The organism is Glaciibacter sp. 2TAF33 (genome assembly GCF_052114945.1).
Classification (GTDB): Bacteria; Actinomycetota; Actinomycetes; order Actinomycetales; family Microbacteriaceae; genus Cryobacterium.
This window is the reverse complement of the sequence record NZ_JBFRFS010000004.1, coordinates 99,632-124,862: the sequence shown is the minus strand read 5'-3', so window position 1 is coordinate 124,862 and position 25,231 is coordinate 99,632. Positions and strand designations below refer to the sequence as shown.

Below are 25,231 nucleotides of genomic sequence, written 5' to 3'. Positions count from 1 at the left end.
CCGCACCCAAGTTTGAGAGAGACCAATGGACTGGCTCGACAACATCATCAAGACCTTCTTCGATTTCAATGCGATGTGGGCAGTGTTCCCGCAGCTGCTCGGAACCGGACTCGTCAACACCCTCATCATCTCGATCGCCGCGACCATCATCGGGGTCGTCCTCGGAATGATCGTCGCCGTGATGGGCATCTCCACATCGCGGTGGCTGCGCATTCCGGCTCGCATCTACACCGACATCTTCCGCGGCCTGCCCGCTATCCTCACCATCCTCTTGATCGGCCAGGGCTTCGCGCGATTCGCCCAGTCGATCTTCGGTCCGTCACCGTATCCGCTCGGCATCCTGGCCCTCAGCCTAATCGCCAGCGCGTACATCGGCGAGATCTTCCGGGCCGGCATCCAAAGTGTCGAGCGCGGGCAGCTGGAGGCCTGCCGGGCCCTCGGGATGAGCTACGGCAAGGCCATGCGCCTGGTCGTGATCCCGCAGGGCATCCGCCGGGTCCTTCCCGCCCTGGTGAACCAGTTCATCGCCATCGTCAAGGATTCCAGCCTCGTCTACTTCCTCGGACTGCTGGTGGGTGAACGGGAGCTCTTCCGGGTGGGCCAGGATGCGGCGGTGCTGAACGGCAACCTGTCGCCCCTCGTGATGGCCGGCCTGTTCTACCTGGTCATCACCGTTCCACTCACCCACCTCGTGAACTACTTCGACAACCGCTTCCGAACCGGGCGCCGCAAAGCCGCACCGCCCAAGAGCGGCCTCGACGAAGTCGACGAGCTCGAAGCCCAGCCGGCGACGGTGCCACCCCTCACCTATGGGAGCAACACATGATCAACACATCTTCCACGCCCGTGCAGGACGTGCAGAAATACCGGGGCTCGAGCCTGGAGCTGCGAAACCTGACGATGGCGTATGGCGACATCGAGGTGCTTCGCGACGTGAGCTTCGCGGTGGCGCCCGGTACCACGACCTGCATCATCGGGCCGTCAGGTTCCGGCAAGTCGACCCTGCTTCGCGGCGTCAACCGCCTGCACGAACCGAAGAGCGGCGACATCCTGCTCGGGGCGGAGAGCGCACTGGCGGTCAAACCAGACCGGCTCCGCACGCGCATCGGTTTGGTGTTCCAGCACTTCAACCTGTTCCCCGACCACACGGCGCTGGAAAACGTGGCACTGGCACTGCGCAATGTGAAGGGGATGTCCCGGGCCCAGTCGCACGAGGTTGCACACCGCCGCCTGGCCGAGGTCGGCCTTGCCGAGCGGTCTGACCACCGCCCGCGCGACCTCTCCGGCGGCCAGCAGCAACGCGTCGCGATCGCCAGGGCCCTCGCCATGGAACCCGAAGTCATGCTCTTCGATGAGGTCACGAGTGCGCTGGACCCTGAACTGGTCAAAGGCGTGCTGAACCTCATGGCGACACTCGGCCAGCGTGGCATGACCATGGTGGTCGTCACGCACGAGATGAAATTCGCCCGGCGGGTCGCCGACCAGGTCGTCTTCATGGATGAAGGCAAGGTGGTCGAGATCGGCCGCCCGGCCGACCTGTTCGACAACCCGCAGAGCCCCCGTCTCCAGCGGTTCCTCTCAGAAGTCCTCTAACCGTCCGTTCCACACGAAAGCACACCCTATGACTACAACACCCATCACCCAGCGTGTCGCCGTTATCGGCGGCGGCATCCTTGGCGTCTCCACCGCGGTCCACCTTGCCAGGGCCGGCGCGGCCGTCACCCTCGTCACCGACAGCGTCGTGGCCAGCCAGGCCTCGGGGCGGTCACTGTCGTGGCTCAACTCGGCGGGCATCCGCTCGGCCGAATACCACCAGTTGCGGGTGCTGGGGATCGACAGGTACCGCACCCTGGCCGCGCGTTCCCCGGAGACGGCTCCGTTCCTGCGCTTCGACGGCGGTCTCACCTGGAATGCCCCCGGCAGCGTTGACGGACTGAAAGAGAACTTCGACCACGAACGGTCCATCGGCTACGACTCCCTGTGGCTGGCCGCGGACGAGGTCAAGACGGTGACACCCGGGGTGAACCCGGCCGCGGTGTCGCCGGAGGGCGCCATCTTCAACCCGGGCGAGGGCTGGGTGGACCTGCCGTCGCTGATCGAATTCCTGCTGGAGGAATTCACCCGGCTCGGCGGCCGGCTCCTGGCTGACGCCGGACGCGCATCCGTCGTGGTGTCCGACGGCCGCGTCAGCGGGGTCGCGACGGCGAACGGGTCGGTCATCGAAGCGGATGCCGTGCTGCTGGCCACCGGCGCAGACGTCCCGACGACGGTCGCCGAGCTCGGCGTCCACATCGGGGACCAGACGCCCATCGCGCTCCTCGTGCGCACCAAGCCGGTCGACCTCCCACTGCGCGCGGTACTGAACACGCCCCGGGTGGCGGTACGGCCGACTCCCACCGGTGCGCTGGTGCTCGACTCGGCGTGGTCGGAAGAAGAGGTCGTCGTGCGCGAGGACGGCAGCATTGAGATCCACGACTCGACCATCCAGGGCCTGCTCGACGAGGCATCCGCTGTTCTCGACGGCAATCCCACCCTCGAACTGGACTCGTACGGTGCCGGGCCCAAGCCCATCCCCGGCGACGGCGAACCGGTGTTCGGGCAGCTCGACGAGTGCGACGGCTACTACGTTGCCTTCAGCCACAGTGGGGCGACGCTGGGACTGATCGCGGGTGAACTGCTGGCGGGGGAGATCCTCACCGGCGACGAGAGCCCGTTGCTGGAGCGGTTCCGGCCGTCGCGATTCCACTCGTGACGGACCGTCCGGCCCGCCGGGCGCCGATCCGCACCGGGATCATCGGATTCGGAACGTCAGGCCGGGTATTCCATGCCCCCTTCATCTCGAGCATGCCCGAATACTCGCTCGACATGATCGTCACGGCCGACCCGGGGCGCACGCGGGAGGCGACCCGGCGGTATCCGGCAGCGCGGGTCGTGCCGGAGGCGGCAGAACTGTTTGCCGCCGCGGCAGACCTCGACCTCGTCGTCGTCGGTTCGCCGTCAGGGACGCACGTGCAGTTGGCGCATGCGGCCCTGGACGCCGGCCTCAATGTCGTCGTGGACAAGCCGTTCAGCGTCACGGCGAAGGAGGGTGAGGAACTCGTCGATCGGGCGGAGTCACTGGGGCTCGCCGTGACGGTCTTCCAGAACCGCCGCTGGGACGGGGACTTCCTCACCCTGCAGTCGTTGCTCCGGCGCGGTGCGCTGGGGCAACCGCGACGATTCGAGTCGCGGTTCGAATGGTGGAAACCGGAGGTTGCGAAGTCCTGGAAAGCGGAGTCCACAGCGGCGGAGGGCGGCGGGATTCTCTATGACCTCGGGGCGCACCTGATCGACCAGGCGCTGATCCTGTTCGGGCCGGTCGATGACGTATATGCGGAGGTGGCCACACAGCGGGAGGGTGGCGCGGCGGACGACGACGCGTTCGTTGCGCTGCACCACGTCTCCGGTGTGCGTTCGCACCTCTGGATGAACGGCCTCGCCGCGCAGGTCGGTCCCCGATTCCACGTTCTCGGCTCCGCGTGCGCGTATATCAAATGGGGCCTGGACGGACAGGAATCGGCACTGGACCACGGGGCGTCGCCGGCCGACCCCGGATTCGGCACCGAGCACGAGTCGACGTGGGGCCTCATCGGAATCGACGGCACGCTCGAGCCGGTGCCGGCCGAACCCGGCCGGTACGGCGCGTTCTACGCGGGGCTCGCCGACACCCTTCTGCGGGGAGCACCACTCCCCGTGGATCCACGTGACTCCGTGCAGGTCATCGGGATCATCGAGGAGATCCACCGGAACGCCACCCCGGATGGACGATCGTAACCTCGACCGCGCTGTCGGCCGACGTTTCGTCCATTCGTCGTCACCGTGGACCGAGGCGATGAGACACATCTGCACGGGGACACCGTGACGTTCCCCGCCCCCGCATACTCGTATTCATGACCGGCACCGAAAACGCCCCGAGCCTGCACGGACGTGAGTTCGTCATGGCATCCTCGACCGCCAGCGCCGTCGACCCCGACTCCCCGTCCCGCTTCCGCTACTCCGAGCGTGACGGAGTGATCTGGGGCGACTATGACGGTGACACCGTCACGTTCGGCCGCTTCGTCGGCACCCGCACCGGCAACGACCTCGCCGTTTCCTTCGCCCACGTGATGGCCGAGGGCGGAGCGGTCGTGACCGGCACCGGCCACAGCCGGGTTGAAACACCGGGCGACGCGGGCGGCATCCGTCTCGTTGAGGAATTCCGCATCGGCGACATCGACCACATCAGCATCTGCGTCGAGGCATAGCCGGCCGCGACTACCCGCGAGCCATCTCACTCCGGCCGTTCGCGGCACTGGTGAACCGGGTCATACCCAGTCGGTTGGAGCCGTTCGACCGGTCGGGAATGTCGGTGGGCAGCAGGAACGACTTGCGCACGACTTCGTCGAGCACCACCACGCTGACCACCGACTTGACCTCCGGCCTGACCGCAACGACGCCCGTGACGAATTCGTGCACTCCGCCGATATCGACTGAACGCATGACCAGCATCGCGTCGTGCTCGCCGGTGGTGACCGTGCAGAACTCAACGTCCGGCATCTGCAGGATTCCTTCGCGGAACCGGTGCCAGCTCTGCGGGTGCACGGTGACGAACACCAGCGCGCAGATGTCGAGGCCGACGCGTGCAGGATCCACCTGCGCCGTGAAGCCGGTGATGACGCCAGAACTGGTCATCTGCTCGACGCGGTTGTAAACGCTCGCCCTCGACACATTCACCCGTTCGGCGAGCGCGGCCATCGAGATCCTGCCGTTCTCGCGAAGGACCTCGAGGATGCGCAGATCCACCTTGTCGAGGCCGCCTGTTTTTTGTCCAGACGGGGATCGGTTGTCTTGCTCGTCGTTCAACACTTGGTGATCCATTCGGGCTTATGGTGCAGATTCATCCAAAATATCCGGCCGTGGGTGACAGAACTCCGGTGATCGTGCAAATCTTACTTCACACCGTCCAGCTCTGCAGTGAGAGAACGGTGGTTCGGCGCGATGACGGGTCACCCCGCACCGCGGCTTTTCCCGTTCTGGTCGGCATGGCCTGCCGCCCCTTTCTCTGGAGGCATCGTGGTTCCCCGCTCCACCACCAAGAAGGCAGTCGTGATCGGTGCAGCAGCCGTCACGGTCGCGCTCATCGTCACCGGATGCTCATCCGGGAAGACGTCAAGTTCTGATTCCGCCTCGAAGACGCTGACCATCGACAAGGCCTTCGACCTCAAGACGGCCGACCCGGGTCGCATGTACGAACCGACCGGCGAGATGGTCGACAAGGCGCTCTACGAGACCCTGCTGACGTTCACTGGCGGCGACGTGTCGAAGACCGTCGACGGGCTCGCATCGGTCGACGTCTCCTCCGACGCCAAGACCTTCACCGCGACGCTGCAGGGCACCCACACCTTCTCGGACGGTAGCGCGATGACGGCTGACGACGTCGTGTTCTCGCTGCAGCGCGTGATCGGGATGAAGGGCAATCCGTCCTTCCTCCTCGACGGCGTGACCGTGACCAAGAAGGACGACAAGACGGTCGTGCTGACGACGGAAACCGCTACCCCGGCGCTCCCGTCGATCCTCGCCAACCCGGCCCTGGGCATCCTGAACTCCACGGTGGTCAAGAAGAACGGCGGAACCACCACCGAGAGCGACGGCGCGGAGAAGTACCTCAACACGCATTCGGCTGGTTCCGGACCGTACGTGCTGGACTCGCTGAACCTCGCGTCCCAGGTCGTCCTGACCACGAACAAGAAGTACGACGGACCGCAGAAGCCCACCTACAACCGTGTCGTGATCCGCAATGTCGAGGGCGCCACCCAGAAGATCAACGTGAAGGGCGGTGACTCTGACGTCGCACTCGACCTCTCCGGCACGCAGGTCGAGGGCCTCGGCTCGACAGTCACAGTGACCAGCGACCCCTCCGCGAATGTGATCTTCCTGCTGCTGAACCAGAACCCGGCGATCTCCACGGCGACCAGCAACCCTGACTTCGTCAAGGCGGTCAAGGAAGCCATCGACTACACAGACCTCGTCTCGATCGCCGGTACCGGCACCTCGCAGGCCACCGGCGTCGTGCCCAGCATGTTCCTCGGTGCCCTCGATTCGTCTGCGGCGCTGAAACACGATGCCGAAGCCGCCAAAGCAGACCTGGCCAAGAGTGGATACAAGGGGGAGACGGTCACGCTGAACTTCCCCAGTGACATCTCGCTGAACGGCATCGCGTTCCCCACGATCGCGCAGCGCATCCAGTCGCAGCTGAAGACGGCGGGCATCACAGTCGACCTCGCTCCCGCCCCGGTCGCGACCGAGCTGGACGCCTACCGCGGTGCGAAGGAGTCCATCGGGCTCTGGTACTGGGGACCGGACTACCCCGATCCCAGCGACTACCTCGTGTTCGCACCGGGCAACGTCGTCGGACTCCGCGCCGGTTGGGAGGCGGGCGCCGACCCGACCGTGTCGAGCCTCGCCGACGCGGCGGCAGTCGGCGGGTCAGATGCCGAGCGCAAGACGCAGTTCCAGGACTTCCAGAAAGCGCTGGGCAGCTCGGGCCCGTTCATCCCGCTGCTGCAGCCGGGCAATAACATCGCCTCGAAGCCGAGCGTCACCAACGTCGTCTACAACGCCGTGTGGACCATCGACATCGCCGCCCTGGGCAGCAAGTAACCGTCTTGTCCACTGCTAGTCGGGCCGTCCGGCCCTCGCGAGTCCGCCCCGCGGCTCGCGAGGGCCGGACCGGCCACCCCTTCCTCCGCTACGCCCTGCGCCGGGTCTTCACCTCCCTGTTGCTGGTCCTCGGCGTGACCCTCGTGACATTCATCCTCACGAACCTGGTCCCCGGTGACCCGGTCGCGGCCAGCCTCGGACAGCGCGCGGCGGAAGATCCCGCGATCGTCGCCCGTTTCCGGTCGGAGTATGGTCTCGACCAGCCTCTGGTCGCGCAATATTTCACCTACCTCGGCAACCTGCTGCACGGCAACCTGGGCACCTCGACCACGACGCACAACGCCGTCACCGCCGACCTGGCCAGCGCGCTTCCCGCCACACTCGAAATCGCCCTCGCCGCCATCGTCCTCAGCGTCATCATCGGGGTGATGCTCGGCACCCTCGCCGCCTACCGGCGCGGCAAGGTCACCGATCACGTGCTCCGCGTGGTGTCGCTGGCCGGACTCAGCGTGCCCACCTTCTGGCTGGCGCTCGTGCTGTACTACGTCTTCTACTACCAGCTGCACATCGCACCGGGTTCCGGCCGGCTGTCGCCCGACTTCACAACGCCGCCGACCGTGACCGGCCTCTTCACCGTCGACGCACTCCTCGCCGGACAGCTCGACACGTTCCTCGACGCGGCGGCGCACCTGTTCCTCCCCGTGCTCGTGCTGACCCTGTACACCGTGGGCCTCCTGACCCGCTTCGTGCGCACCGCGGTGCTCGAGATCCTCGACCAGGACTACGTACGGGCGGCCAGGGCCAAAGGACTCCCGATTCGCGCCGTCGTCTTCGGTTACGTGCTCCGCGGCGCGAGCATCCCCATCCTCACTGTCGTCGGTCTGGCCTTCGGCAGCCTCCTCAGCGGCACCGTGCTGGTCGAATCGATCTTCTCCTGGCCCGGGATCGGCAGTTACGCGTACCAGGCCGCGTCCCACCTCGACCTTCCCGGCGTCATGGGCGTCGGCCTCGTGATCGGAATCATGTACCTGCTGGTGAACCTGATCGTCGACCTGCTCTACGGCGTCATCGACCCGAGGGTCAGGCTCGCATGACGCGCCCGACGCTGGTCACCGGGGCGACGGATGCCGTCCCCGCCACACGTCCGCGCTGGCGGCGGCCCCGCATGCGGCTGGGTCGGTTCTCCGCGCCGCTCAGCATCGTCGGTGCAGTGGTCGCCCTGGCGTGGATCGTCGTTGCGATCCTCTCGCCGATCATCGCGCCGCACGACCCGCTCGCGCAGGACCTCCCGCGCCTGCAACCGCCCGGCCAGGGAACGCTGTTCGGGGTCGATGCCCTCGGTCGCGACGTGTTCTCCCGCGTCATCGCCGGCGCCGGCGTGACGATCCCGCTGGCACTCCTGCTGGTTCTGCTGTCGGTGCTGATCGGCGCGATCCTGGGTGCGGTCGCCGGATTCTTCGGCCGTTGGGTGGACGAGACGATCATGCGGATCACGGACCTGGTGATGGCGTTCCCCACCGTCATCCTCGCCATGGTCATCGCAGCGGCGCTCGGCGCCTCCCTCCTCAACGCGGTCCTCGCCGCCCTCATCGTCTCCTGGCCGTCCTATGCGCGGCTCACCAGGGGGCTCGTGCTCTCACTGCGCACATCGAACTACGTCGTGTCGGGGCAGCTGCTCGGTTTCTCGCCGTTGCGCTCCCTCTGGCGGGACATCGCCCCGAACATCGTCGGACCGATCCTCGTGCTGGCGAGCCTCGACATCGGCACCGCGATCCTCCTCTTGTCCGGGCTGTCGTTCCTCGGCCTCGGCGCCAAGCCGCCGACCGCAGAGTGGGGTTCGATGGTCTCCGACGCCGTGCAGAACTTCGATGCCTGGTGGCTGGGAGTGTTCCCGGGCCTCGCGATCCTCTCCGTCGTCGTCGCGTTCAACTTCATCGGTGACGCGCTCCGCGACGCGCTTGACCCGAAATCGAAGACCTTGCGCGGGGGAGGGCCGACACTGTGAGCATCCCAACGCCCGCGTCCGCCGCAACCCTTGCCCCGGCGCTCGCAATCACGGGACTCCGCATCGACATCCGCGGCCCGGAGGGATCCCGGTCGATCGTGGGAGGGATCGACCTCGCCCTCGGCCGCGGCCGCATCCATGGGCTGGCCGGCGAGTCAGGCTCGGGGAAGACCATCACGGCGCTGGCCGTTCTGGGTCTCCTGCCCGATTCGATGAGCGCCTCCGGCAGCATCGTTCTCGACGCCCCCGCCGACGGTTCCGGCGCGCCGGTCCAGCTCGTCGGCGCGTCCAGCGCAGTGCAGGGCGCCGTACGTGGCCGACGCATCGCGATGGTCTTCCAGGACCCGTCGACCAGCCTGCACCCGCAACTCTCCGTCGGCCGGCAACTCACCGACCACGTGCGGCACCATTTGAAGCTCGGCAAACTGGAAGCGCGGCATCGCGCCATCGGGCTGCTCACCCGGGTGCAGGTGCCTGACCCGGTGGCGGCACTGGCGAAGTTCCCGCACCAATTCTCCGGCGGCCAGCGACAGCGGATCGCCATCGCCGTCGCGCTGGCCTGCGACCCCGACGTTCTTCTCGCCGACGAACCGACCACGGCCCTGGACGTCACCGTGCAGGCGGGGGTGCTGCAGCTGCTCCGCGACCTCGTCGACGAGACGAACCTCAGCGTGCTGATCGTCACCCACGACCTCGGCGTCATGAGCGCCATCGCCGACGATGTGACCGTCATGCGGGACGGCCTGGTCGTCGAGTCCGCACCGAGCCGTCAGCTGTTCACCGCGCCGCGGCACGAGTACACCAAATCACTCCTGGCCGCCCTCCCGGGGTCCACGCTCGAAGAACCCCCGGAGGTGCTGGTGGAAGGGCTGCTCGAGCACGGACAGAGCGAGGAGCGAGCGGATGTCTGAGAACCAGGGCACGGCGCCCGTGCTCACCGCAGATGACGTTGTCGTCGAGTATCGCGGCAGGCCGCCCGTCAGGGCCGTCGACGGCGTCTCGTTCTCCATCGCCCCCGGCGAAGTCGTGGCCCTGGTCGGCGAGAGCGGCTGCGGAAAGTCCAGCCTGGCTCGAGCGGTGGTCGGGATCGAAAAACTAGCCGGGGGAGCGATCCGCCTGGCCGGCGACGCCGTCCCCGTGCTGGGGCTGCGGCGCCGGAGCCCCGCCATGACCGGAATGCAGATGGTGTTCCAGGACCCCAACTCGTCGCTCAATCCCCGCCGCCGGATCGGCGACCAGATCGGCGACGGAGTGCGGGCCGCCGTGGCACGCGGTGACGACCCGTCGCATCCGTCGGACTGGCTCACCCGGGTCGGGCTCGACCCGCGCGCGGTCTCCAACTACCCGCACGAGTTCTCCGGCGGGCAGAAGCAGCGCATCGCGATCGCCCGCGCGTTGGCGGCCCGGCCACGGATGCTTGTGGCCGACGAGCCGATCTCCGCCCTAGACGCGTCGACCCAGGTGAGCGTCGCCGCGCTGATGCGCTCGCTCTGCGTCGAGGCCGGGGCCGCGATGCTCTTCATCTCGCACGACCTCTCCGTGGTGCGCCGGATCGCGGATCGCACGCTGGTGATGTATCGCGGGCGCATCGTCGAGTCCGGTGACACCGAGACGATCTGGCAGGATCCCGTGCACCCATACACCCGGGCCCTGCTCGCGGCGATCCCGGTGCCAGACGGGTCGGGGCGGGTGCCGGCAGCGCCGCTCGAGGCGGACCGGGTCTCCTGGACCGAATCGCTCCCCGACGCCCTGGAACGGATGCCGGGATGACGGTGACAGACAGGGACGCCGGCATCGACGCCGATATCCTGTCCGATTCCGGTGCCTGGCAGATGCCGCGCGCGCAGAACCGGGCACCACTGCCGGGCAACGGCGAGTTCATGCTCGCCGGCTGGGGCGACTTCGCACCGGCGCCCGAGCGGGAGAGCGGCGCCGTCGCGTACACCGCTGAGCGCCGCGCGCGGCTCGCCCAGGCGTTGCCGGCGGAACTGCTCGTCATTCCCGCCGGACGATCCCGGGTGCGCTCAAACGACTGCGACTACCCATTCCGGCCCGGAACCGACCATGTCTGGCTGACCGGCAACATGACCGCCGAGAGCGTCCTCGTGGTCGACACCACCGGCGGTGAGGCTGACGCCATCCTCTTCCTCCGGCCGCCGTCCGGCCGCTCCAGCGACGAATTCTGGCAGGACGACGCGCTCGGCGATCTCTGGGTCGGGCCCCGCCCGTCCCTCGCGGAGACGCAGGATGCGCTGGGCATCGAGTGCAGGCCGCTCGCCACCCTCGCGGGCGACTTCGTGCGCGCCAGCCGCCGGGCCCGGCGCATCAGGGTGCTGCCCACCCTGGACGAGGCGGTCGATTCGCTCGTGCGTTCCGTCTGCGGCTCCGAATTCGACCCCCATCTTGCGCTCAAGTCGACGCTCGACGAACTGCGCCTGATCAAGGACGACTGGGAGCTCGGGGAACTCCAGCGTGCGGCGGACGGCACGATTCGCGGGTTCGTGGACTGCGCCCGCGAATGGGAGGACGCCCGGTCGTCGCCGCGGGGGGAGCGCTACCTCGAGGGGACCTTCAGCCGGCGGGCCCGGCTCGAGGGTGAGGGACCTGCGTACCCCTCCGTCGTCGGCGGCGGCGATCATGCGACGACCCTGCACTGGAGCGCGAACACGGGTCGCCTTCGCGACGGGGACCTCGTGCTGATGGACATGGGCGTGGAGCTGGCGAGCTTGTACTCGGCCGACGTCACTCGCACGCTCCCGGTCTCCGGCACCTTCACCGACCTGCAACGGGACGTGTATTCCATCGTGCTGCGCGCGCAGCAGGCCGGGATCGCGGTTCTCCGCGCCGGAGTCGCATTCCAGGACTACCAGGATGCGTGCGCCCGCTCGCTGAGTGAGGGCCTGATCGACCTGGGCGTGCTGCGGTGCTCGGTGGATGAGGCGATGGACCCCGCCGCGCACTACCAGCGCCGATGGAGCATCTCGCGTTCCGGCCATATGATCGGCATGGACGTGCACGATTGCAACCATGCACCGAGGGAGTCGTACCTCACCGGCACCTTGTCGGCCGGCAATGCGCTCACCGTGGAGCCGGGACTCTACTTCCAGCAGAACGACCTCACCGTTCCCGCCGAATTGCGCGGAATCGGCATCCGGATCGAGGACGACCTCGTCGTCACCGAAACCGGATCCCACAACCTGACGGCACTGCTGCCCCGGGAACCGGACCACCTCGAAGCGTGGATGGCGGCGCACGCGGGAGACGCTGCGTCCGGGCACTAGCCATCCGCTTCATTCGGGTCGATGATTGCTCATGTGACAAGCTCTGGCGTGTCAACCCGGTCGCGGGACATGAACCCGGCGTCGCGGCGTGTGCAGCGCATCTATTTGATCCTCCTGCTCGGAAACACGCTGGCGGCGTCGTTCATCTGGGGCATCAATACGCTGTTCCTGCTCGACGCGGGGCTGTCGAATTTCGAAGCGTTCGCCGCGAACGCGTTCTTCACCGCCGGCATGGTGATCTTCGAGATTCCGACCGGTGTCGTCGCCGACACCGTCGGGAGGAAGGCGTCGTACCTGCTCGGCACGATCACGCTGTCCGTCACGACCGCGCTGTACTGGATGCTGTGGCTCTGGCATGCGCCCTTCGTCTGGTGGGCGCTCGTCTCCGTGCTGCTTGGGCTCGGCTTCACCTTCTTCTCGGGCGCGGTGGAGGCGTGGCTCGTCGATGCGCTGGGGTCCACCGGGTACACCGGCAGCCTGGAGGCCGTGTTCGGCCGGGGGCTCGTGGTGACCGGTATCGCGATGTTCGCCGGTTCGGTGCTGGGCGGTGTGATCGCCCAGGCGACAAACCTCGGGGTTCCGTTCCTGGTACGCGCCGGGGTGCTCATCCTCATGTTCCTGTACTCGTTCATCGTGATGAAGGACCTCGGGTTCACCCCCGACCATTCGATGGGGCCGGTGAAGGCGACCCGGAACGTGCTGACCCAGTCGATCGAGCACGGGCTCAGGAAACGGTCGGTGCGGTACGTGATCCTCTCGGCCCCGTTCGCATCCGGAGTCGGAATCTACGCGTTCTACGCACTGCAGCCGTACCTGCTCCAGCTCTACGGTGACAAGTCTGCCTACTCCGTCGCCGGACTGGCCGCCGCCGTGCTCTCGCTCGCACAGGTCGCCGGCGGCATACTCGCGCCGCGCATCCGTGGGCTGTTCGCGAAGCGGACCACAGCGATGATCGGGGCATCCCTTGCCAGCATCGCCGCGCTCCTCGTCCTCGGCCTGAACAGTCTCTTCTGGCTGGCGATCGTCTTGCTCGTGGTCTGGGGCTTCGTGTTCGCCGTCGCCGGTCCGGTGCGGCAGGCCTACCTCAACGACATGATCCCGTCGAAGCAGCGGGCGACGGTCCTCTCGTTCGACTCACTGTTCGGCAGCCTCGGCGGGGTGTTCATCCAGCCGGCGCTCGGCCGGGCGGCCGACCTCTGGGGGTACGGAACCTCGCTGATGATCGGCGGCATCGTGGAACTCATCGGAATCCCGTTCCTGTTCGCCAGTCGGCGGCAAGGCGACCCCGCTGACGACAAGCGGGCCAGGGAGGACGCGGCTCCGGCTGTGCCGGACGTCTCGTGACGCGGGAACGGCAGAATGGGCACCATGCCGAGCATCCTCCGCCTCGTTCGATCCGTCATCGCGCCGATCACCCACACGCGGCTGTTCCGCCGGGTCGCTCCGACGGCGCTGCCGCCGCTGGAGCGGGTGGTGACCCGTCTCAGCGGTGGCAGGGCGCAGCTGAGCGGGCTGCTCGTGCCATCGCTGGTACTGCATTCGATCGGCGCGAAGTCCGGCGCCCTGCGCGACACGGAACTCATGTATACCCCGGACGGTGAGGGTCGCGCGATTGTGGCGGGCAGCAGCTTCGGCCGCGAGCGGCATCCAGCCTGGACCTACAACCTGGTCGCCCACCCGGACGCGTTCATCAGCGTCCGGGGCCGCCGCCTGCCGGTGCGCGCCACCCTCATCCCCGACGCCGAGCGGGACGAGGTGTGGCGGAGGATCGAGCGGCAATGGCCGGGTTACCGCTCCTACGAGCGGGAGTCAGGGCGCACGGTGCGCCTGTTCCGGCTGCAGCCGGTGCGTGCGCGTTCGGCGGCGAAGCGAGAACCGGATGCGACGTCGCCATAGAGTCGATTCGTCCGGTTTTCGGTGACGGATGCCGAATCCGTCCGGTTTTCGCTGCACCGGCTCGGCCGCGGGCGGCCAGAATACCCGTCGACTTGAATAATGGACACCATGACCGAACACAACCCAGAACTGCCAGGCGGCCTGAGTGCACCGGTGATCGAGGGCGTCTTCGACCTCGCTCGACAGGGGCTCACCGGTCCGCTGGGCGAGATGATCGACGCAGGGGTGCCGATAGACATCCGCAACGGTCGGGGCGACACGCTCCTGATCGTGGCCGCCTACCAGCAACACCGCGAAACCGTGGACGAGCTCCTGCGCCGGGGGGCCGACACCGACGTTGTCACCGGGATGGGCCAGACGGCGATCGCGTGCGCCGTGTTCCGGAACAACGAAGACATCCTTCGAGCGCTGCTGGACTCGGGTGCAGACCCGGGGGCCGGCAGCCCGACCGGGATCCAGATTGCTGACCAGTTCGCGCTGCCCCGCATGCGCGAGGTCATCGAGGCCCACCCGGGCGCGTCGAGCTGACGCCAGTGTCCGGCTCGCCGCCGTCGCGAGAACCGGATGCATCGCCGCAGGAGTGTCGATTTGTCCGGTTTCAGCCGTCGAGTGTCGAACCCGGCCGGTTTTCGCTGGACCAGCTAGCGGCGGGCGGCCAGGATACGCGCGATCCGGGCGGGCACGGCCTCGTCCTGGAGCGACGTCGTGTCTCCGAGGGGGCGCCCGTCGACCAGGTCGCCGAGGAGCCGCCGCATGATCTTGCCCGAACGGGTCTTGGGCAGGTCTGGGACCACGACGAGGTCACGCGGCTTGGCGATGGGCCCGATTTCGCGGGAGATATGGGACAGCAGGAGGGCAGACAGCTCGGTTTCGAGCGCCGCCCAGAACACCGGGTCACCGGCATCCCGGGGCGGGATATCCCGCGACGGAATCACGAAGGCGGCGATGGCCTCGCCGGTGGTCGGGTCGGAAACGCCCACCACGCCCGCCTCGCCGACCGCCGGGTGGGACACCAGCGCCGACTCGATTTCGATGGTCGAGAGACGGTGGCCCGACACATTGATGACGTCATCCACCCGACCGAGCAGCCAGATGTAGCCGTCATCGTCGTACTTCGCGCCGTCCCCGGCGAAGAAGTACCCCTGGGCCGCGTACTTCTTCCAGTACGAATCCCGGTACCGCTCCGGGTTGCCCCAGACGGTGCGGGCCATTGCCGGCCAGGTGCCGTCGAGGACAAGGTAGCCGCCGGAGCCGTTCGGCACCTGCCGGCCCTCTTCGTCGACGATCTTCGCGTTCAGCCCGGGGAGGGCGAGCGTTGCCGAGCCCGGTTTGAGCGGGGTGACGCCGGGCAGTGGCGCGATGACCGCCGAGCCGGTCTCCGACTGCCACCAGGTGTCGACGATCGGTGCCCGCCCGCCGCCGACGTTCTCGTGGAACCAGACCCACGCCTCGGGGTTGATCGCCTCACCGACCGTGCCGAGCAGCCGGATGCTCGACAGGTCGGCGTCTCCGGGGAGGCCGCGGGGGAACCAGGTCATGAACGTGCGGATCAGCGTGGGCGCCGTGTAGTAGGTCGTGACGCCGTAGCGCTCGATGATCTCGAAGTGGCGCCCGGTGTGCGGTGTGTTCGGTGTGCCCTCGTAGATCACGCTCGTGGCGCCGTTGGAGAACGGGCCGTACAGCACGTAGGTGTGGGCGGTGACCCAGGCGAGGTCGGCCGTGCACCAGTAGACGTCGGTGGGTTTGGCGTCGAACACCGCCCAGTGGCTCCAGCTCGCCTGGGTCAGGTACCCGCCGCTGGTGTGCACGACGCCCTTGGGTTTACCCGTCGTTCCGGAGGTGTAGATGATGAACAGCGGATGCTCAGCGTCGAAGAAGTCCGCCTGGTGCGTCTCAGGGGCCGTCTCGACGACGTCGTGCCACCACACGTCGCGGCCCGGCGTCCACGGCAGGTCAGGGGTGAGCTCGCCGGTGCGGCGGACCACCAGCACGTGCTCGATGGTGTTGACGCCGGTCTCGGCGTTGCCGCCGACGGCTTCATCGGCGTTGGCCTTCACGGCGACGGCCGTGCCCCGCCGGAACTGCCCGTCGCTGGTGACGAGGAGCTTCGCGCCGGTGTCTTCGACCCGGAACTTGAGCGCCTCGGCCGAGAACCCGCCGAACACGAGCGAGTGGATCGCACCGAGGCGGGCGATGGCGAGCGTGACCACGATGGTCTCGGGGATCACCGGCAGGTAGACGACGACACGGTCGCCGGCGACGATGCCGAGGGCGGTCAGAGCGTTCGCGGCCTGGGCAACGCGTCGCTGCAACTGCGCATAGGTGATCCGTTCACGATCTCCGGGTTCGCCCTCGAAGTTGATGGCCACCGTGTCGCCGCGGCCCGCCTCGACGTGGCGGTCGACACAGTTGACGGCGACGTTGAGCCGGCCGCCGACAAACCACTGCGCTTCGGGGATGCCGAGGAGGGTGTCGCCCGCCTCGTCGACACCGTCTACCGGCCGGGCCGGCTTCCAGGTGTGCGCGGTGTGCCAGCGCTCCGCCCAGTCCAGGCGGCCGGCCTGCTTCTCCCAGTACGCGACCGGGTCTGCCGCGGCCAGCGCATACTCGTCGGCGCCGAGATTGGCGGCGGATGCGAACTCGGCCGACGGCGGAAAGACACGGTTCTCGTTGAGCAGGTTTTCGATGGTGGCTGACACCTCTGCGACGATATCGGCTCGTACGCCGCGCTGTGCAGCAGGGCGTCACGGTGGGTAACAGCGCCTGGACCGACACATTCGTTCATCTGTGGGCGGGAGGCACACGCGTGCCCGTACCTTGGGGCGCATGACAACTTCCGCCTCGAAGCCCCTCCACTTCAACGCCTTCGTGATGAACACGACCTCGCACATTCACCATGGCCAGTGGCGCCGCCCGGACGCCGGACAGACCGAATTCAACGACGTCAACACCTGGATCAACCTCGCCAAGCTGCTGGAGGAGGCCAAGTTCGACGGGATGTTCTTCGCCGACGTGACGGGGCTGTACGGGGACGCCGACGCCAATTACGACGTCTACGTCACGGAGGGCCTGCAGATCCCGAGCAACGACCCCACCGTCCTGCTCAGCGCGCTGGCCGTCAACACTACTCACCTGGGACTGGCCCTCACCTCGAATGTCATGCAGAGTCATCCGTTCCACTTCGCCAGGCAGGTCTCGACCCTCGACCACATCTCCAATGGGCGCATCGCGTGGAACATCGTCACCGGCACGCAGGACAACGGCGCGCGCAACTTCGGCCTGTCGCAGCTCACCGACCACGCCGAGCGGTACCGCTGGGCCGAGGAGTATGTCGACGTCACCTACAAGCTGTGGGAAGGGTCGTGGGACGAGGATGCGCTGCTGCAGGACCGGGACGGCAGCACGCACGCCGACCCGTCGAAGATCCACAAGATCTACCACACGGGCGAGCGCTACAGCGTGGAAGGGCCGCACCTGCCGTCCCCGTCTCCGCAGCGCACGCCTGTGCTCTACCAGGCCGGGTCGTCGGGAGCGGGCCGTGCGTTCGCGGCGCGCAACGCCGAAGCCGTCTTCATCATCGCTCCGACGCCCGCGATCGCGGCGCAGCAGATCGCCGAGACCCGTCAGCTGGCGGTGGAGAGCGGGCGCAATCCCGACGACATCAAGTTCTTCCAGGGCCTGAGTTTCGTGGTGGGGGACACCCCGGAGGAGGCGGACGCGAAGTCAGCGGAGTACGACGCGTACGTCAGCGTCGACGGATACGCCGCCCACGCCGCGGTCGTCGACAAGGACGGGCGGGTTTACGACGCGCAGACACCCCTGAAAGACGTCGACACCAACACCGCGAAGGGTTTCCTGGAGTGGGCGTCGAAGGCGGTCACCGACCGCGAACCGGTCGTCGCCGACCTCGCCTACCGCCAGTCGCGCTCCTCCCGGGTGGTGGGAACGCCGGAGCAGATCGCGGACGCGCTCGCCGAATGGCAGGCAGCCGGCGTCGACGGCATCAACGTCATCAACTGGGTGATCCCGGGATCGTTCGCCGAATTCGCCGACAAGGTGCTTCCCGTGCTCCGGGCGCGGGGCCTGGCCCAGACCGAGTACGCCGATGGGCCCCTGCGCCAGAAGCTGTTCGGCGAGGCGCGCCTGAACGAGCGGCACCCGGCCGCCCGCTACCGCGGTGCGTTCGCCGACAAGCCAGCTCTGCAGAAGTAACGCGCCAACGCCGGGCGCGCGACACATGTCGCGTGCCCGGCGCATGTTCGGCCTGGCGACCTTCAGCACGTCGCGGGCGTGGGGGAACGCGCCGGGCGCGCGATATTCCCCACGCCCGGCGGGATTTGCCGCGCCCCGCTTGCGGGCGCGTTCGAAGTGGGCCCGGCGCGCCCCTGGCAGGCGCGTGTTTCCGCGCTGCCCCGGTCGCGGGCGCGGGAAAACGCGTGGGGCGCGCGTTATTCCCCGCGCCGGGCGTGATTCCCCGCGCCGGGCGTGATTCCCCGCGCCCCGCTTGCGGGCGCGCTCGAAGCGGGACCGGCGCGCCCCTGGCAGGCGCGTGTTTCTGCGCTGCCCCGGTCGCGGGCGCGGGAAAACGCGTGGGGCGCGCGATATTCCCCGCGCCGGGCGTGATTCCCCGCGCCGGGCGCGATTCCCCGCGCCCCGCTCGCGGGCGCGTTCGAAGTGGGCCCGGCGCGCCCCTGCCGGGCATGTATTTCCTCCTGTTTCAGTCTGTTCCGCACTGTGACGGCGGCCCACCACGGCACTCGATGTGGGCAATACGGTTGCCCACATGACAACCACCGCCCCCGTGGCCCATCCAGCCGCCACCGTTCCCGGACCGACCGACCGGGAACTGTCAGACATCTTCCAGCCGGTTTTCGACCGGATCCGCCGCGGCGCCATCGAGCGGGAGGAATCGCGCCAGCTCCCGTTCGAGCAGGTCGCATGGCTTCGCGCCGCCGGCTTCGGCAAACTCCGGGTGCCCCGCCGGTTCGGGGGTTTCGGCGCGACGATCGAGCAGCTGGTCCGGCTTCTGATCGGGCTTGGAGCCGCGGACTCGAACCTGCCGCAGGCCCTCCGCGGCCATGTCGGGTTCACCGAATATGTGCTGGCGCACCCGGACCCCGCGTATCGAGCGTTCTGGTTCGCCGAACTGGCTGATGGCGCGCTCGTCGGCAACGCCGAAAGCGAGCGCACCGGCACGTTCGGCAGCCAGGCGACCGAGGTCAGCCTCGCGGACGGCGTCCTGGTGCTGAACGGAACGAAGTACTACACGACCGGCTCCATCTTCGCCGACTGGATCCTCGTGAGCGCCAGTGTTCGTGACGACCGGGTCGCCCCGCCCGGCCAGGTCACCGTGCAGGTTCGAACGGATGCCGCGGGGGTCGCGATCTCCGACGACTGGGACGGTTTCGGGCAGCGCCTCACCGGCTCCGGCACGACGGAGTTCCGCGACGTGGTGGTCGACTCCCGTTTCCTCCATGCTCGAGGCCTCGACGACTTCACCCGCACGATCCAGAACGCGGTCTACCAGCTCGTGCACCTGTCCGCGCTCGCCGGGATCGCTGATGCCGCCCTGGCCGAGATCACCGATTTCGTTCGCTCCCGCTCCCGCAACCTCTTCAATCCTGGGGTCGCACCGGGGAAGGATCCCATCGCGCTGCAGGTCATCGGTGAGGTCTTCGGCGTGACCGAGACGGTGAAGGCATCCGTTCTCGCCGCAGCGCGGTGTGTGCAGGACACCAGCGCGAATCACCTCGCCGGAGCGGCGGACGATCGCGATTTCGCGACGGCCGACGCGCACGTCTACGGCATCCAGTCGACGGTGATCGAACTGGTCCTCCGGGCCGTGTCGCGAATCTTCGAGGTCGGCGGCGCCTCGGCCACCTCAACCTCTCGTCGTCTGGACCGGTTCTGGCGGAACGCCCGCACCATCTCCTCGCACAACCCGGCGATCTACCGCCAGCAGGCCGTGGGCGACTTCGTCGTGAACGGTGTCGCACCCAGCGCGGGGCTCCTCGGGCTCCTGGCAGCGGACCCGGCGACTCCGCAGACACCGCACCCGAGCGCCTGACGACGCAGGTCAGTCGTCGAGCGTCGGGAGGGCGCTGACCAGCTGCCGGGTGTACGGATGTTGCGGGCGCAGGAAGATGTCGTCGGGGGTTCCGCGTTCGACGACGGCGCCGTCCTTCATCACCAGCACCTGGTCACTCATGTGACTGATCACGCCGAGGTCGTGCGAGATGAAGAGGTAACTCACCCCGAGGCGGTCCTGCAGGTCGACCAGCAGGTCGAGGATCTGCGCCTGCACCGACACGTCCAGCGCGGAGACCGCCTCGTCGAGCACGATCACCTGCGGCGACCCGGCCAGGGCACGGGCGATCGCAACGCGCTGCCGCTGGCCACCCGACATCCGCAACGGGAAGCGGTTCAGCACGGCCTCGCTGAGACCCACCTGGCCGATCAGCTCACGAACCCGCGATCGCTGCTGGGCGGCGGTGCTGTACTCGGTTCCATCGAGCGCATCGAGGAGGATCCGCTCCGTGGTCCACCGGGGGTCGAATGAGCTCAGCGGGTCCTGGTACACGACCGCGATGCGACGCCGCAGGGTGCGCCGGGCCTGCTCGGGGATGGCCGACCAGGGTCGTCCGAGCAGCGTGACGGTTCCGGCATCCGCTGTCTCCAGGGCCAGCGCGATGCGCGCGGTGGTGCTCTTCCCGGAGCCGGATTCGCCGACGATGCCGAGGGTCTGGCCCTTTTCCAGGGCGAACGACACGTCGTCGACGGCCAGCTGGGTGCTTCCATCGGGGGAGGTGTACCGCTTGACCAGGCCGCTGGCCTCGAGCACCGGGCCGTCGTGTTCGATCACATCGCGATGCTGGTGCTCGGGCGCGGCGGGGAGCGGCAGGTCGATGTCGGGTGCCAGCCGGGTATCACGGGTGTGGCCGCCCGGTACCGCCGCGATGAGGCGGCGCGTGTACTCATGCCGCGGATAGTGCAGGAGCTCGTGCGCCCTGCCGTGCTCGACGACCTCGCCGCCTTTCATCACGAGGATGTGGTCGGCCAGGTGGGCGACCACCGAGAGGTCGTGGCTGATCAGGATGAGCGACACCCCGCGGCGCTTCATCTGCTCGAGTTGCGCCAGCACCTGCGCCTGCACCGAGACGTCGAGGGCGGTGGTGGGTTCGTCGGCCACCACGATCTCCGGGTCGAGGGCGATCGCGGAGGCGATCAGCGCGCGCTGGCGGAGGCCCCCGGACAGCTCGCCGGGGCGCTGCCTGGCGCGGCGTTCCGGCGAGGGAACGCCGACCGCGGTGAGCAGGTCGAGGACCCGTTGCCGGCGGCTTGCGCGAGTGCCCCAGCCGTGCAACCGCAGCGCCTCGGCGATCTCACGCCCGACTGGCCGCAGCGGGTCCAGCGAAACCAGGGCATCCTGCAGGATGAAGCCGATGCGGCGGCCGCGAACCTCGCGCCACCGCCGTGGGGTGAACGCGGTGACGTCCTCGCCGTCCAGCAGCAGCTCCGCGGCCTCCACGACAGCGTTCTGCCCGGCGAGTCCGACGATGCTGCGGGCGGTGACGCTCTTGCCTGAGCCCGACTCGCCGACGATGGCAACGCATTGCCCCGCCTCGAGGTCGAAGGACACGTTCTTCACGACATCGGTGCGGTGGCCGTCCCGGAGGAAGCCGACGGAAAGCCCGCGCACCCGCAACCGCGGCCGCACATCGGGCGTCTGGACGATAACGGGAGCCGTCAGCGTCGTCACGGATGCGGTCATCAGGAGTCGCCCTTCTCGAGGTGGTTCTGGATGTGTTTTCCGAGGGTGGTCGCCGCCAGCGCCAGCACCACGATCACGACGCCGGGGATGACGATGAGCCAGGGGCCCTGCGTGATGTATGCGCGCCCGGCGTCCAGCAGCGCACCCCACTCCGACGACGGCGGTGCGACTCCGAGCCCGAGGAACGCGAGGCTCGACGCCCACACGATTGACTGGCCGACCGAGAGGGCGAAGATGGCGACCAGCGGTCGGATCGCGTTCGGCAGGATGTGCCGGCCGAGGATGCGTCGCCGTGAGTGGCCGAGGGCGACAGCCGCCTCGACATAACCCGAGTTCCTGGCCGACAGGATCTGGCCGCGCACGATCCGGGCGTAGCCGGGCGCCGAGCCGATGCCCACAGCGAGTACCTGGGTGAACGCCGACGGTCCGAGGATCGCGACCAGCAGCAGGGCCAGCAGCAGGGTGGGGAACGCGAACAGGATCTCGATCAGCCGGCCCGCGCTCCCGGCGATGAAACGGCCGGACAATGCGGCGATCGCGCCGAGGACGATGGCGATGAGGATGCTCACGATCGCGGCACCGAGTCCGATCAGGAGGGACTCGCGGGTTCCGTATGCGACGCGACTGTACAGGTCGCGGCCCGCCTCATCCGTTCCGAACCAGTGCTGGGCGGAGGGCGGCTGCAGCGCGCTCAGGAAACTGCTCGCGGTGGGATCGTGGGTGGCGAGCAGGTTCGGGGCGAGTGCGGCGATGGCGAAGAACGCGATCGCCGCGAGCGCGAGCAGGAGCCCGGGCCCGGCACGCAGTCCGCGCCGGGCGATCGCCGGCTTCGCAGTGGCCGCCTTCGGGGCGAGTGTGGTCATGCTTTCCTCACTCTCGGATCGATCAGCAGGTAGGCGAGGTCTACCAGGAGGTTGACGACAACGTAGAGGGCGGCGATCAGCACGACGACCCCGGTGACCACCGGCAGGTCCTGTGAGCCGACCGCGGTGACCAGCACCTTGCCGATGCCCGGTCGGGTGAACACTGTTTCGACGACGACGGCACCGGAGATGGTGGCGCCGAGCGCCCAGCCGCTGAGGGTGATCGCGGGGAGCACCGCGTGACGGAGCACGTGGCTGAGGCGCACCCGCAGGTCTCCCATGCCACGCATCCGTGCGGAAGTCACGAACGGCTGCTCGAGCGAGCGTTCGAACTCGGTGCGGGTGGCCTGTCCCATGAAACCGGCCAGCGGGATCGCGAGCGTCAAGGCGGGCAGGAACAACCCGGCCAGGCCCGTGCCGCCGATCACCGGGAACCAGCCGAGCTGGAGCGCGAACACCAGCAGCAGGATGATGCCGAGCCAGTAGTGGGGCAGGCCGGCCGTGGTCGTGTCGGTGAACTCGCCGAAGGCCCGGATCCGCCTGGAGCGGCCGGCGGTGAGGGTGACCCAGACCACCATGATCAGCCAGGCCAGCGCGACGGCGGTCACCGTCAGCAGCAGGGTTGCCGCAAGCTGCTCGCCGATCACGTCCCACACCGGGCGGAACTGCTGGTACGACGAGCCGAGGTCCCCGCGCAGCAACCCGCCGATGTAGTGGACGTATTGGATGACCAGCGGATGCTGGAGGCCGAACTGCTCGTTGATGGCGGCCAGCTCATCCGGCGTGCGCTGCACCGCCTGGCCGCTGCGGATGTTGAGGATCGTGGTCGCCCTGTCTCCCGGCAGCGAGACCTGCGCGAAGAACGCGGCGGTGGCTGCTCCCCACAGCACGATGACGGCGCCGACCACTTTTTCGCCGAACCGGCGCAGGAGCAGGGCACGGGAACGGGAAGGCCGGCCGCCGGCCGCCCGGGCCGAAGCCCCGACGGCTGGCGCTTCCGGCTTACTCGGTGAAGTAAGCGTCATGGAAGACCGGTCCTCCCTGCGAGTGCTCCTGCCAGACATCCTTCAACTTCGGATTCACCGCGAGCGTGCTCAGCCGGTCGTACAGGCCGATCGACAGCGCGTGGTCGGCGATGAATTCCTGAGCCTTCTCGAACGCCGCGTTCTGCGCATCCAGAGTCGGCGCCGAGTTGCCCTCGAGGATGCTGCTCTCCAGCTCGGTGTTGTCGTAGAACGCGTCGTTCCAGTAGTTCGGGTTGTCGGCGGTGCTGGGCCTCCAGTTGATGTACAGGATGCCCGAGGTCACCGCGGTCCAGTACCCGACGGCGATGTCCCGCTCCTCGGGCTTGGAGTACGCGCCAGAGAAGAACTCGCTCTGCGGGACGGGGACCAGGTCGACCTTGAAGCCGACCGCCTTGGCTTGCTCCTGTACCCCCTGGAGGATGGCTGCGCCGTCGTTGTTGATGATGGAGCCCGCGCCGTAGGGCAGGACGACCTTCAGTGACGTGCCGTCCTTGGTGCGATAGCCCGCGGAATCGCGGCCGGTCCAGCCCGCCGCGTCAAGCAGCTTGTTCGACTTGGCCGTGTCGTAGTCGTACCAGTCGGCTGCCTTCTTGCTGTAGCCCGGGGTGGACTGGCTGACGGGGCCGTTGCCCTCGTAGGGGATGACGCCCCGGCCGATGGTCTCGACGATCGTCTTGCGGTCCAGGCTGTACGCGAAGGCCTTCCGCACGTTCTCGTCAGTGAACGGGCCGACCTGGGTGTTGAAGGACAGTTGCTGCGGGCGGCCGCCGGTGACGTACTTCTCCAGCTGGTAGCCGTCCTTGCCGACACCGGCCCACTCCACCGCGGGAACATCGTAGATCGCGTCCGTCTCGCCCGAGCGGAGGGAGGCCACGCGGGTGGTCGGGTCGCTGATGAACTTCCAGTCGACACGCTCGACCTTGGCCGGGCCCTTGACCTTCGCGTTCGCGGACCAGGAGGTGTAGTTGTCGTTCCGCGCCAGGATGATGTCCTGGCCGCGGTTCCACTTCTCAACCGTGAATGCCCCGGTTCCGATCGGCGCCTCGCAGTTCTGCTCCTCGGTCCGGGTCGTGAGCGCCTGCTCGGACTGGATGCCGAAGTATCCCTGGGTGAGGGTCTCGGCCAGGGTTCGGTACGGCTTCGCCAGCGTGACCTCGAGGGTCAGGTCGTCGACCGCCTTCGCCGACTGGTAGTAGCCGCCCAGCCAGACCTGGGCCGTGCTGTTGCCGCCCTTGGCCCAGTAGTCGAAGTTGTAGGCGACGACGGCCGCCGTGAGGGGGGTGCCGTCGGTGAACTTCACGTCCTTTTTGAGGTTGAAGGTCCAGGTCAGGCCGTCGTCGGACTGGGACCAGGTCTCGGCCAGCCACGCCACCGGCTTGCCGTCTTCGCCGAGTGAGAGCAGGCTGTCCAGCACGTTGTAGGAGAGGTAGGCCTGCTCGATCCAGCCACCGAAGACGCAGGCGGGTTCCTGCTGGTGACCGTACGTGATCGTCCCGTCGGCAACCGGGGTGGGGGCTACGCTGTTGCCGCCCCCGGCGCACGCGCTGAGCATGAAAGCAGAAGCAACCCCGAGGGAGATGAGGGGGAGGGCAGTGAACAGTTTTCTTGGCATGAAGCGGGCTCCTCAGTGTGTGCGTTGCTCGGTGCGTTGACTGTAGGAAACTTTGCCCGCGGCGAACAGAGCCGTCGTCACACGCTGTAGTCGCAGGTCA

Annotated in this window: 22 protein-coding genes; 16 read left to right on the top strand and 6 right to left on the bottom strand. The window is 68.0% G+C overall.

The genetic code is table 11. The features are described from left to right. Positions 1–25: 25 nt before the first annotated feature. The 5 genes from AB4Y94_RS04855 (at position 26) to AB4Y94_RS04835 (ending at position 4,283) form a co-directional block, all read left to right on the top strand. Positions 26–826: an amino acid ABC transporter permease gene (locus AB4Y94_RS04855; RefSeq protein WP_441725510.1), complete on the top strand. Its 801-nt coding sequence runs from the start codon at positions 26–28 to the stop codon at positions 824–826. Further along, complete coding sequence (locus AB4Y94_RS04850) at positions 823–1,593, top strand: amino acid ABC transporter ATP-binding protein (RefSeq protein ID WP_441725507.1); 771 nt, start codon at positions 823–825, stop codon at positions 1,591–1,593. Before AB4Y94_RS04855 ends, AB4Y94_RS04850 begins: the two co-directional genes overlap by 4 nt. A 28-nt stretch (positions 1,594–1,621) precedes the next feature. Further along, the gene (locus AB4Y94_RS04845) at positions 1,622–2,752 is read left to right on the top strand and encodes an NAD(P)/FAD-dependent oxidoreductase (RefSeq protein ID WP_441725504.1); all 1,131 of its coding nucleotides are present in this window, start codon (positions 1,622–1,624) and stop codon (positions 2,750–2,752) included. Then, positions 2,749–3,813 (top strand): Gfo/Idh/MocA family protein, encoded by a 1,065-nt coding sequence (locus AB4Y94_RS04840; protein WP_441725501.1) that lies wholly within the window; start codon positions 2,749–2,751, stop codon positions 3,811–3,813. Before AB4Y94_RS04845 ends, AB4Y94_RS04840 begins: the two co-directional genes overlap by 4 nt. Before the next feature lie 116 nt (positions 3,814–3,929). Next, positions 3,930–4,283: a hypothetical protein gene (locus AB4Y94_RS04835; RefSeq protein ID WP_441725499.1), complete on the top strand. Its 354-nt coding sequence runs from the start codon at positions 3,930–3,932 to the stop codon at positions 4,281–4,283. 10 nt (positions 4,284–4,293) lie between these two features. On the opposite strand, the gene AB4Y94_RS04830 is transcribed toward AB4Y94_RS04835, so the two are convergent. Further along, positions 4,294–4,884 (bottom strand): Lrp/AsnC family transcriptional regulator, encoded by a 591-nt coding sequence (locus AB4Y94_RS04830; RefSeq protein ID WP_441725496.1) that lies wholly within the window; start codon positions 4,882–4,884, stop codon positions 4,294–4,296. A gap of 207 nt (positions 4,885–5,091) precedes the next feature. On the opposite strand from AB4Y94_RS04830, the gene AB4Y94_RS04825 reads away from it, so the two are divergent. The 9 genes from AB4Y94_RS04825 (at position 5,092) to AB4Y94_RS04785 (ending at position 14,388) form a co-directional block, all read left to right on the top strand. Continuing rightward, the gene (locus tag AB4Y94_RS04825; protein WP_441725494.1) at positions 5,092–6,678 is read left to right on the top strand and encodes an ABC transporter substrate-binding protein; all 1,587 of its coding nucleotides are present in this window, start codon (positions 5,092–5,094) and stop codon (positions 6,676–6,678) included. A 5-nt stretch (positions 6,679–6,683) separates the two neighbouring features. Further along, entirely contained in the window at positions 6,684–7,772 is a 1,089-nt protein-coding gene (locus AB4Y94_RS04820) for an ABC transporter permease (RefSeq protein WP_441725491.1), read from the top strand. After that, on the top strand, positions 7,769–8,683 hold the full coding sequence (locus AB4Y94_RS04815; protein WP_441725489.1) for an ABC transporter permease: 915 nt from the start codon (positions 7,769–7,771) through the stop codon (positions 8,681–8,683). Before AB4Y94_RS04820 ends, AB4Y94_RS04815 begins: the two co-directional genes overlap by 4 nt. Next, on the top strand, positions 8,680–9,594 hold the full coding sequence (locus tag AB4Y94_RS04810; RefSeq protein ID WP_441725486.1) for an ATP-binding cassette domain-containing protein: 915 nt from the start codon (positions 8,680–8,682) through the stop codon (positions 9,592–9,594). Before AB4Y94_RS04815 ends, AB4Y94_RS04810 begins: the two co-directional genes overlap by 4 nt. Then, on the top strand, positions 9,587–10,453 hold the full coding sequence (locus AB4Y94_RS04805; protein ID WP_441725483.1) for an ATP-binding cassette domain-containing protein: 867 nt from the start codon (positions 9,587–9,589) through the stop codon (positions 10,451–10,453). The genes AB4Y94_RS04810 and AB4Y94_RS04805 overlap by 8 nt, the downstream gene beginning before the upstream one ends. Further along, complete coding sequence (locus AB4Y94_RS04800; RefSeq protein ID WP_441725481.1) at positions 10,450–11,964, top strand: aminopeptidase P family protein; 1,515 nt, start codon at positions 10,450–10,452, stop codon at positions 11,962–11,964. Before AB4Y94_RS04805 ends, AB4Y94_RS04800 begins: the two co-directional genes overlap by 4 nt. A 69-nt stretch (positions 11,965–12,033) precedes the next feature. After that, positions 12,034–13,308 carry an MFS transporter gene (locus tag AB4Y94_RS04795; RefSeq protein WP_441725811.1) on the top strand — a complete coding sequence of 425 codons (1,275 nt, stop codon included), beginning with the start codon at positions 12,034–12,036 and terminating at the stop codon, positions 13,306–13,308. Positions 13,309–13,332: 24 nt separating this feature from the next. Continuing rightward, on the top strand, positions 13,333–13,860 hold the full coding sequence (locus tag AB4Y94_RS04790) for a nitroreductase family deazaflavin-dependent oxidoreductase (RefSeq protein ID WP_441725478.1): 528 nt from the start codon (positions 13,333–13,335) through the stop codon (positions 13,858–13,860). Between the two features lie 108 nt (positions 13,861–13,968). After that, entirely contained in the window at positions 13,969–14,388 is a 420-nt protein-coding gene (locus tag AB4Y94_RS04785) for an ankyrin repeat domain-containing protein (protein WP_441725475.1), read from the top strand. A 113-nt stretch (positions 14,389–14,501) separates the two neighbouring features. Here the strand turns inward: AB4Y94_RS04785 and acs are convergent, their stop codons facing one another. After that, positions 14,502–16,559: an acetate--CoA ligase gene (gene acs / locus AB4Y94_RS04780; protein WP_441725473.1), complete on the bottom strand. Its 2,058-nt coding sequence runs from the start codon at positions 16,557–16,559 to the stop codon at positions 14,502–14,504. 127 nt (positions 16,560–16,686) lie between these two features. Here acs and AB4Y94_RS04775 point away from each other — a divergent pair, with 127 nt between their 5' ends. Next, positions 16,687–18,072, top strand: coding sequence for an LLM class flavin-dependent oxidoreductase (locus tag AB4Y94_RS04775; protein ID WP_441725471.1), 1,386 nt, complete (start codon positions 16,687–16,689; stop codon positions 18,070–18,072). Positions 18,073–18,643: 571 nt separating this feature from the next. After that, the gene (locus AB4Y94_RS04770; RefSeq protein WP_441725470.1) at positions 18,644–19,927 is read left to right on the top strand and encodes an acyl-CoA dehydrogenase family protein; all 1,284 of its coding nucleotides are present in this window, start codon (positions 18,644–18,646) and stop codon (positions 19,925–19,927) included. Positions 19,928–19,936: 9 nt separating this feature from the next. On the opposite strand, the gene AB4Y94_RS04765 is transcribed toward AB4Y94_RS04770, so the two are convergent. The 4 genes from AB4Y94_RS04765 to AB4Y94_RS04750 are packed head-to-tail and all read right to left on the bottom strand — an operon-like array spanning position 19,937 to position 25,131. Then, positions 19,937–21,631: a dipeptide ABC transporter ATP-binding protein gene (locus tag AB4Y94_RS04765; protein WP_441725468.1), complete on the bottom strand. Its 1,695-nt coding sequence runs from the start codon at positions 21,629–21,631 to the stop codon at positions 19,937–19,939. Then, positions 21,631–22,494 (bottom strand): ABC transporter permease, encoded by an 864-nt coding sequence (locus tag AB4Y94_RS04760; protein WP_441725466.1) that lies wholly within the window; start codon positions 22,492–22,494, stop codon positions 21,631–21,633. Before AB4Y94_RS04760 ends, AB4Y94_RS04765 begins: the two co-directional genes overlap by 1 nt. Continuing rightward, a complete protein-coding gene (locus AB4Y94_RS04755) occupies positions 22,491–23,519 on the bottom strand; it encodes an ABC transporter permease (RefSeq protein ID WP_441725464.1) in 1,029 nt (342 codons plus the stop codon). Before AB4Y94_RS04755 ends, AB4Y94_RS04760 begins: the two co-directional genes overlap by 4 nt. Then, on the bottom strand, positions 23,497–25,131 hold the full coding sequence (locus AB4Y94_RS04750) for an ABC transporter substrate-binding protein (RefSeq protein ID WP_441725461.1): 1,635 nt from the start codon (positions 25,129–25,131) through the stop codon (positions 23,497–23,499). The genes AB4Y94_RS04755 and AB4Y94_RS04750 overlap by 23 nt, the downstream gene beginning before the upstream one ends. Positions 25,132–25,231 lie beyond the last annotated feature (100 nt).

What these genes read in the sequence shown, in the direction of transcription:
- AB4Y94_RS04855 (WP_441725510.1), top strand. Translation starts at nt 26, where the DNA reads ATGGACTGGCTCGACAACATCATCAAGACCTTCTTCGATTTCAATGCG.
- AB4Y94_RS04850 (WP_441725507.1), top strand. Translation starts at nt 823, where the DNA reads ATGATCAACACATCTTCCACGCCCGTGCAGGACGTGCAGAAATACCGG.
- AB4Y94_RS04845 (WP_441725504.1), top strand. Translation starts at nt 1,622, where the DNA reads ATGACTACAACACCCATCACCCAGCGTGTCGCCGTTATCGGCGGCGGC.
- AB4Y94_RS04835 (WP_441725499.1), top strand. Translation starts at nt 3,930, where the DNA reads ATGACCGGCACCGAAAACGCCCCGAGCCTGCACGGACGTGAGTTCGTC.
- AB4Y94_RS04815 (WP_441725489.1), top strand. Translation starts at nt 7,769, where the DNA reads ATGACGCGCCCGACGCTGGTCACCGGGGCGACGGATGCCGTCCCCGCC.
- AB4Y94_RS04805 (WP_441725483.1), top strand. Translation starts at nt 9,587, where the DNA reads ATGTCTGAGAACCAGGGCACGGCGCCCGTGCTCACCGCAGATGACGTT.
- AB4Y94_RS04800 (WP_441725481.1), top strand. Translation starts at nt 10,450, where the DNA reads ATGACGGTGACAGACAGGGACGCCGGCATCGACGCCGATATCCTGTCC.
- AB4Y94_RS04795 (WP_441725811.1), top strand. Translation starts at nt 12,034, where the DNA reads ATGAACCCGGCGTCGCGGCGTGTGCAGCGCATCTATTTGATCCTCCTG.
- AB4Y94_RS04790 (WP_441725478.1), top strand. Translation starts at nt 13,333, where the DNA reads ATGCCGAGCATCCTCCGCCTCGTTCGATCCGTCATCGCGCCGATCACC.
- AB4Y94_RS04785 (WP_441725475.1), top strand. Translation starts at nt 13,969, where the DNA reads ATGACCGAACACAACCCAGAACTGCCAGGCGGCCTGAGTGCACCGGTG.
- AB4Y94_RS04775 (WP_441725471.1), top strand. Translation starts at nt 16,687, where the DNA reads ATGACAACTTCCGCCTCGAAGCCCCTCCACTTCAACGCCTTCGTGATG.
- AB4Y94_RS04770 (WP_441725470.1), top strand. Translation starts at nt 18,644, where the DNA reads ATGACAACCACCGCCCCCGTGGCCCATCCAGCCGCCACCGTTCCCGGA.
- AB4Y94_RS04765 (WP_441725468.1), bottom strand. Translation starts at nt 21,631, where the DNA reads ATGACCGCATCCGTGACGACGCTGACGGCTCCCGTTATCGTCCAGACG.
- AB4Y94_RS04760 (WP_441725466.1), bottom strand. Translation starts at nt 22,494, where the DNA reads ATGACCACACTCGCCCCGAAGGCGGCCACTGCGAAGCCGGCGATCGCC.
- AB4Y94_RS04755 (WP_441725464.1), bottom strand. Translation starts at nt 23,519, where the DNA reads ATGACGCTTACTTCACCGAGTAAGCCGGAAGCGCCAGCCGTCGGGGCT.
- AB4Y94_RS04750 (WP_441725461.1), bottom strand. Translation starts at nt 25,131, where the DNA reads ATGCCAAGAAAACTGTTCACTGCCCTCCCCCTCATCTCCCTCGGGGTT.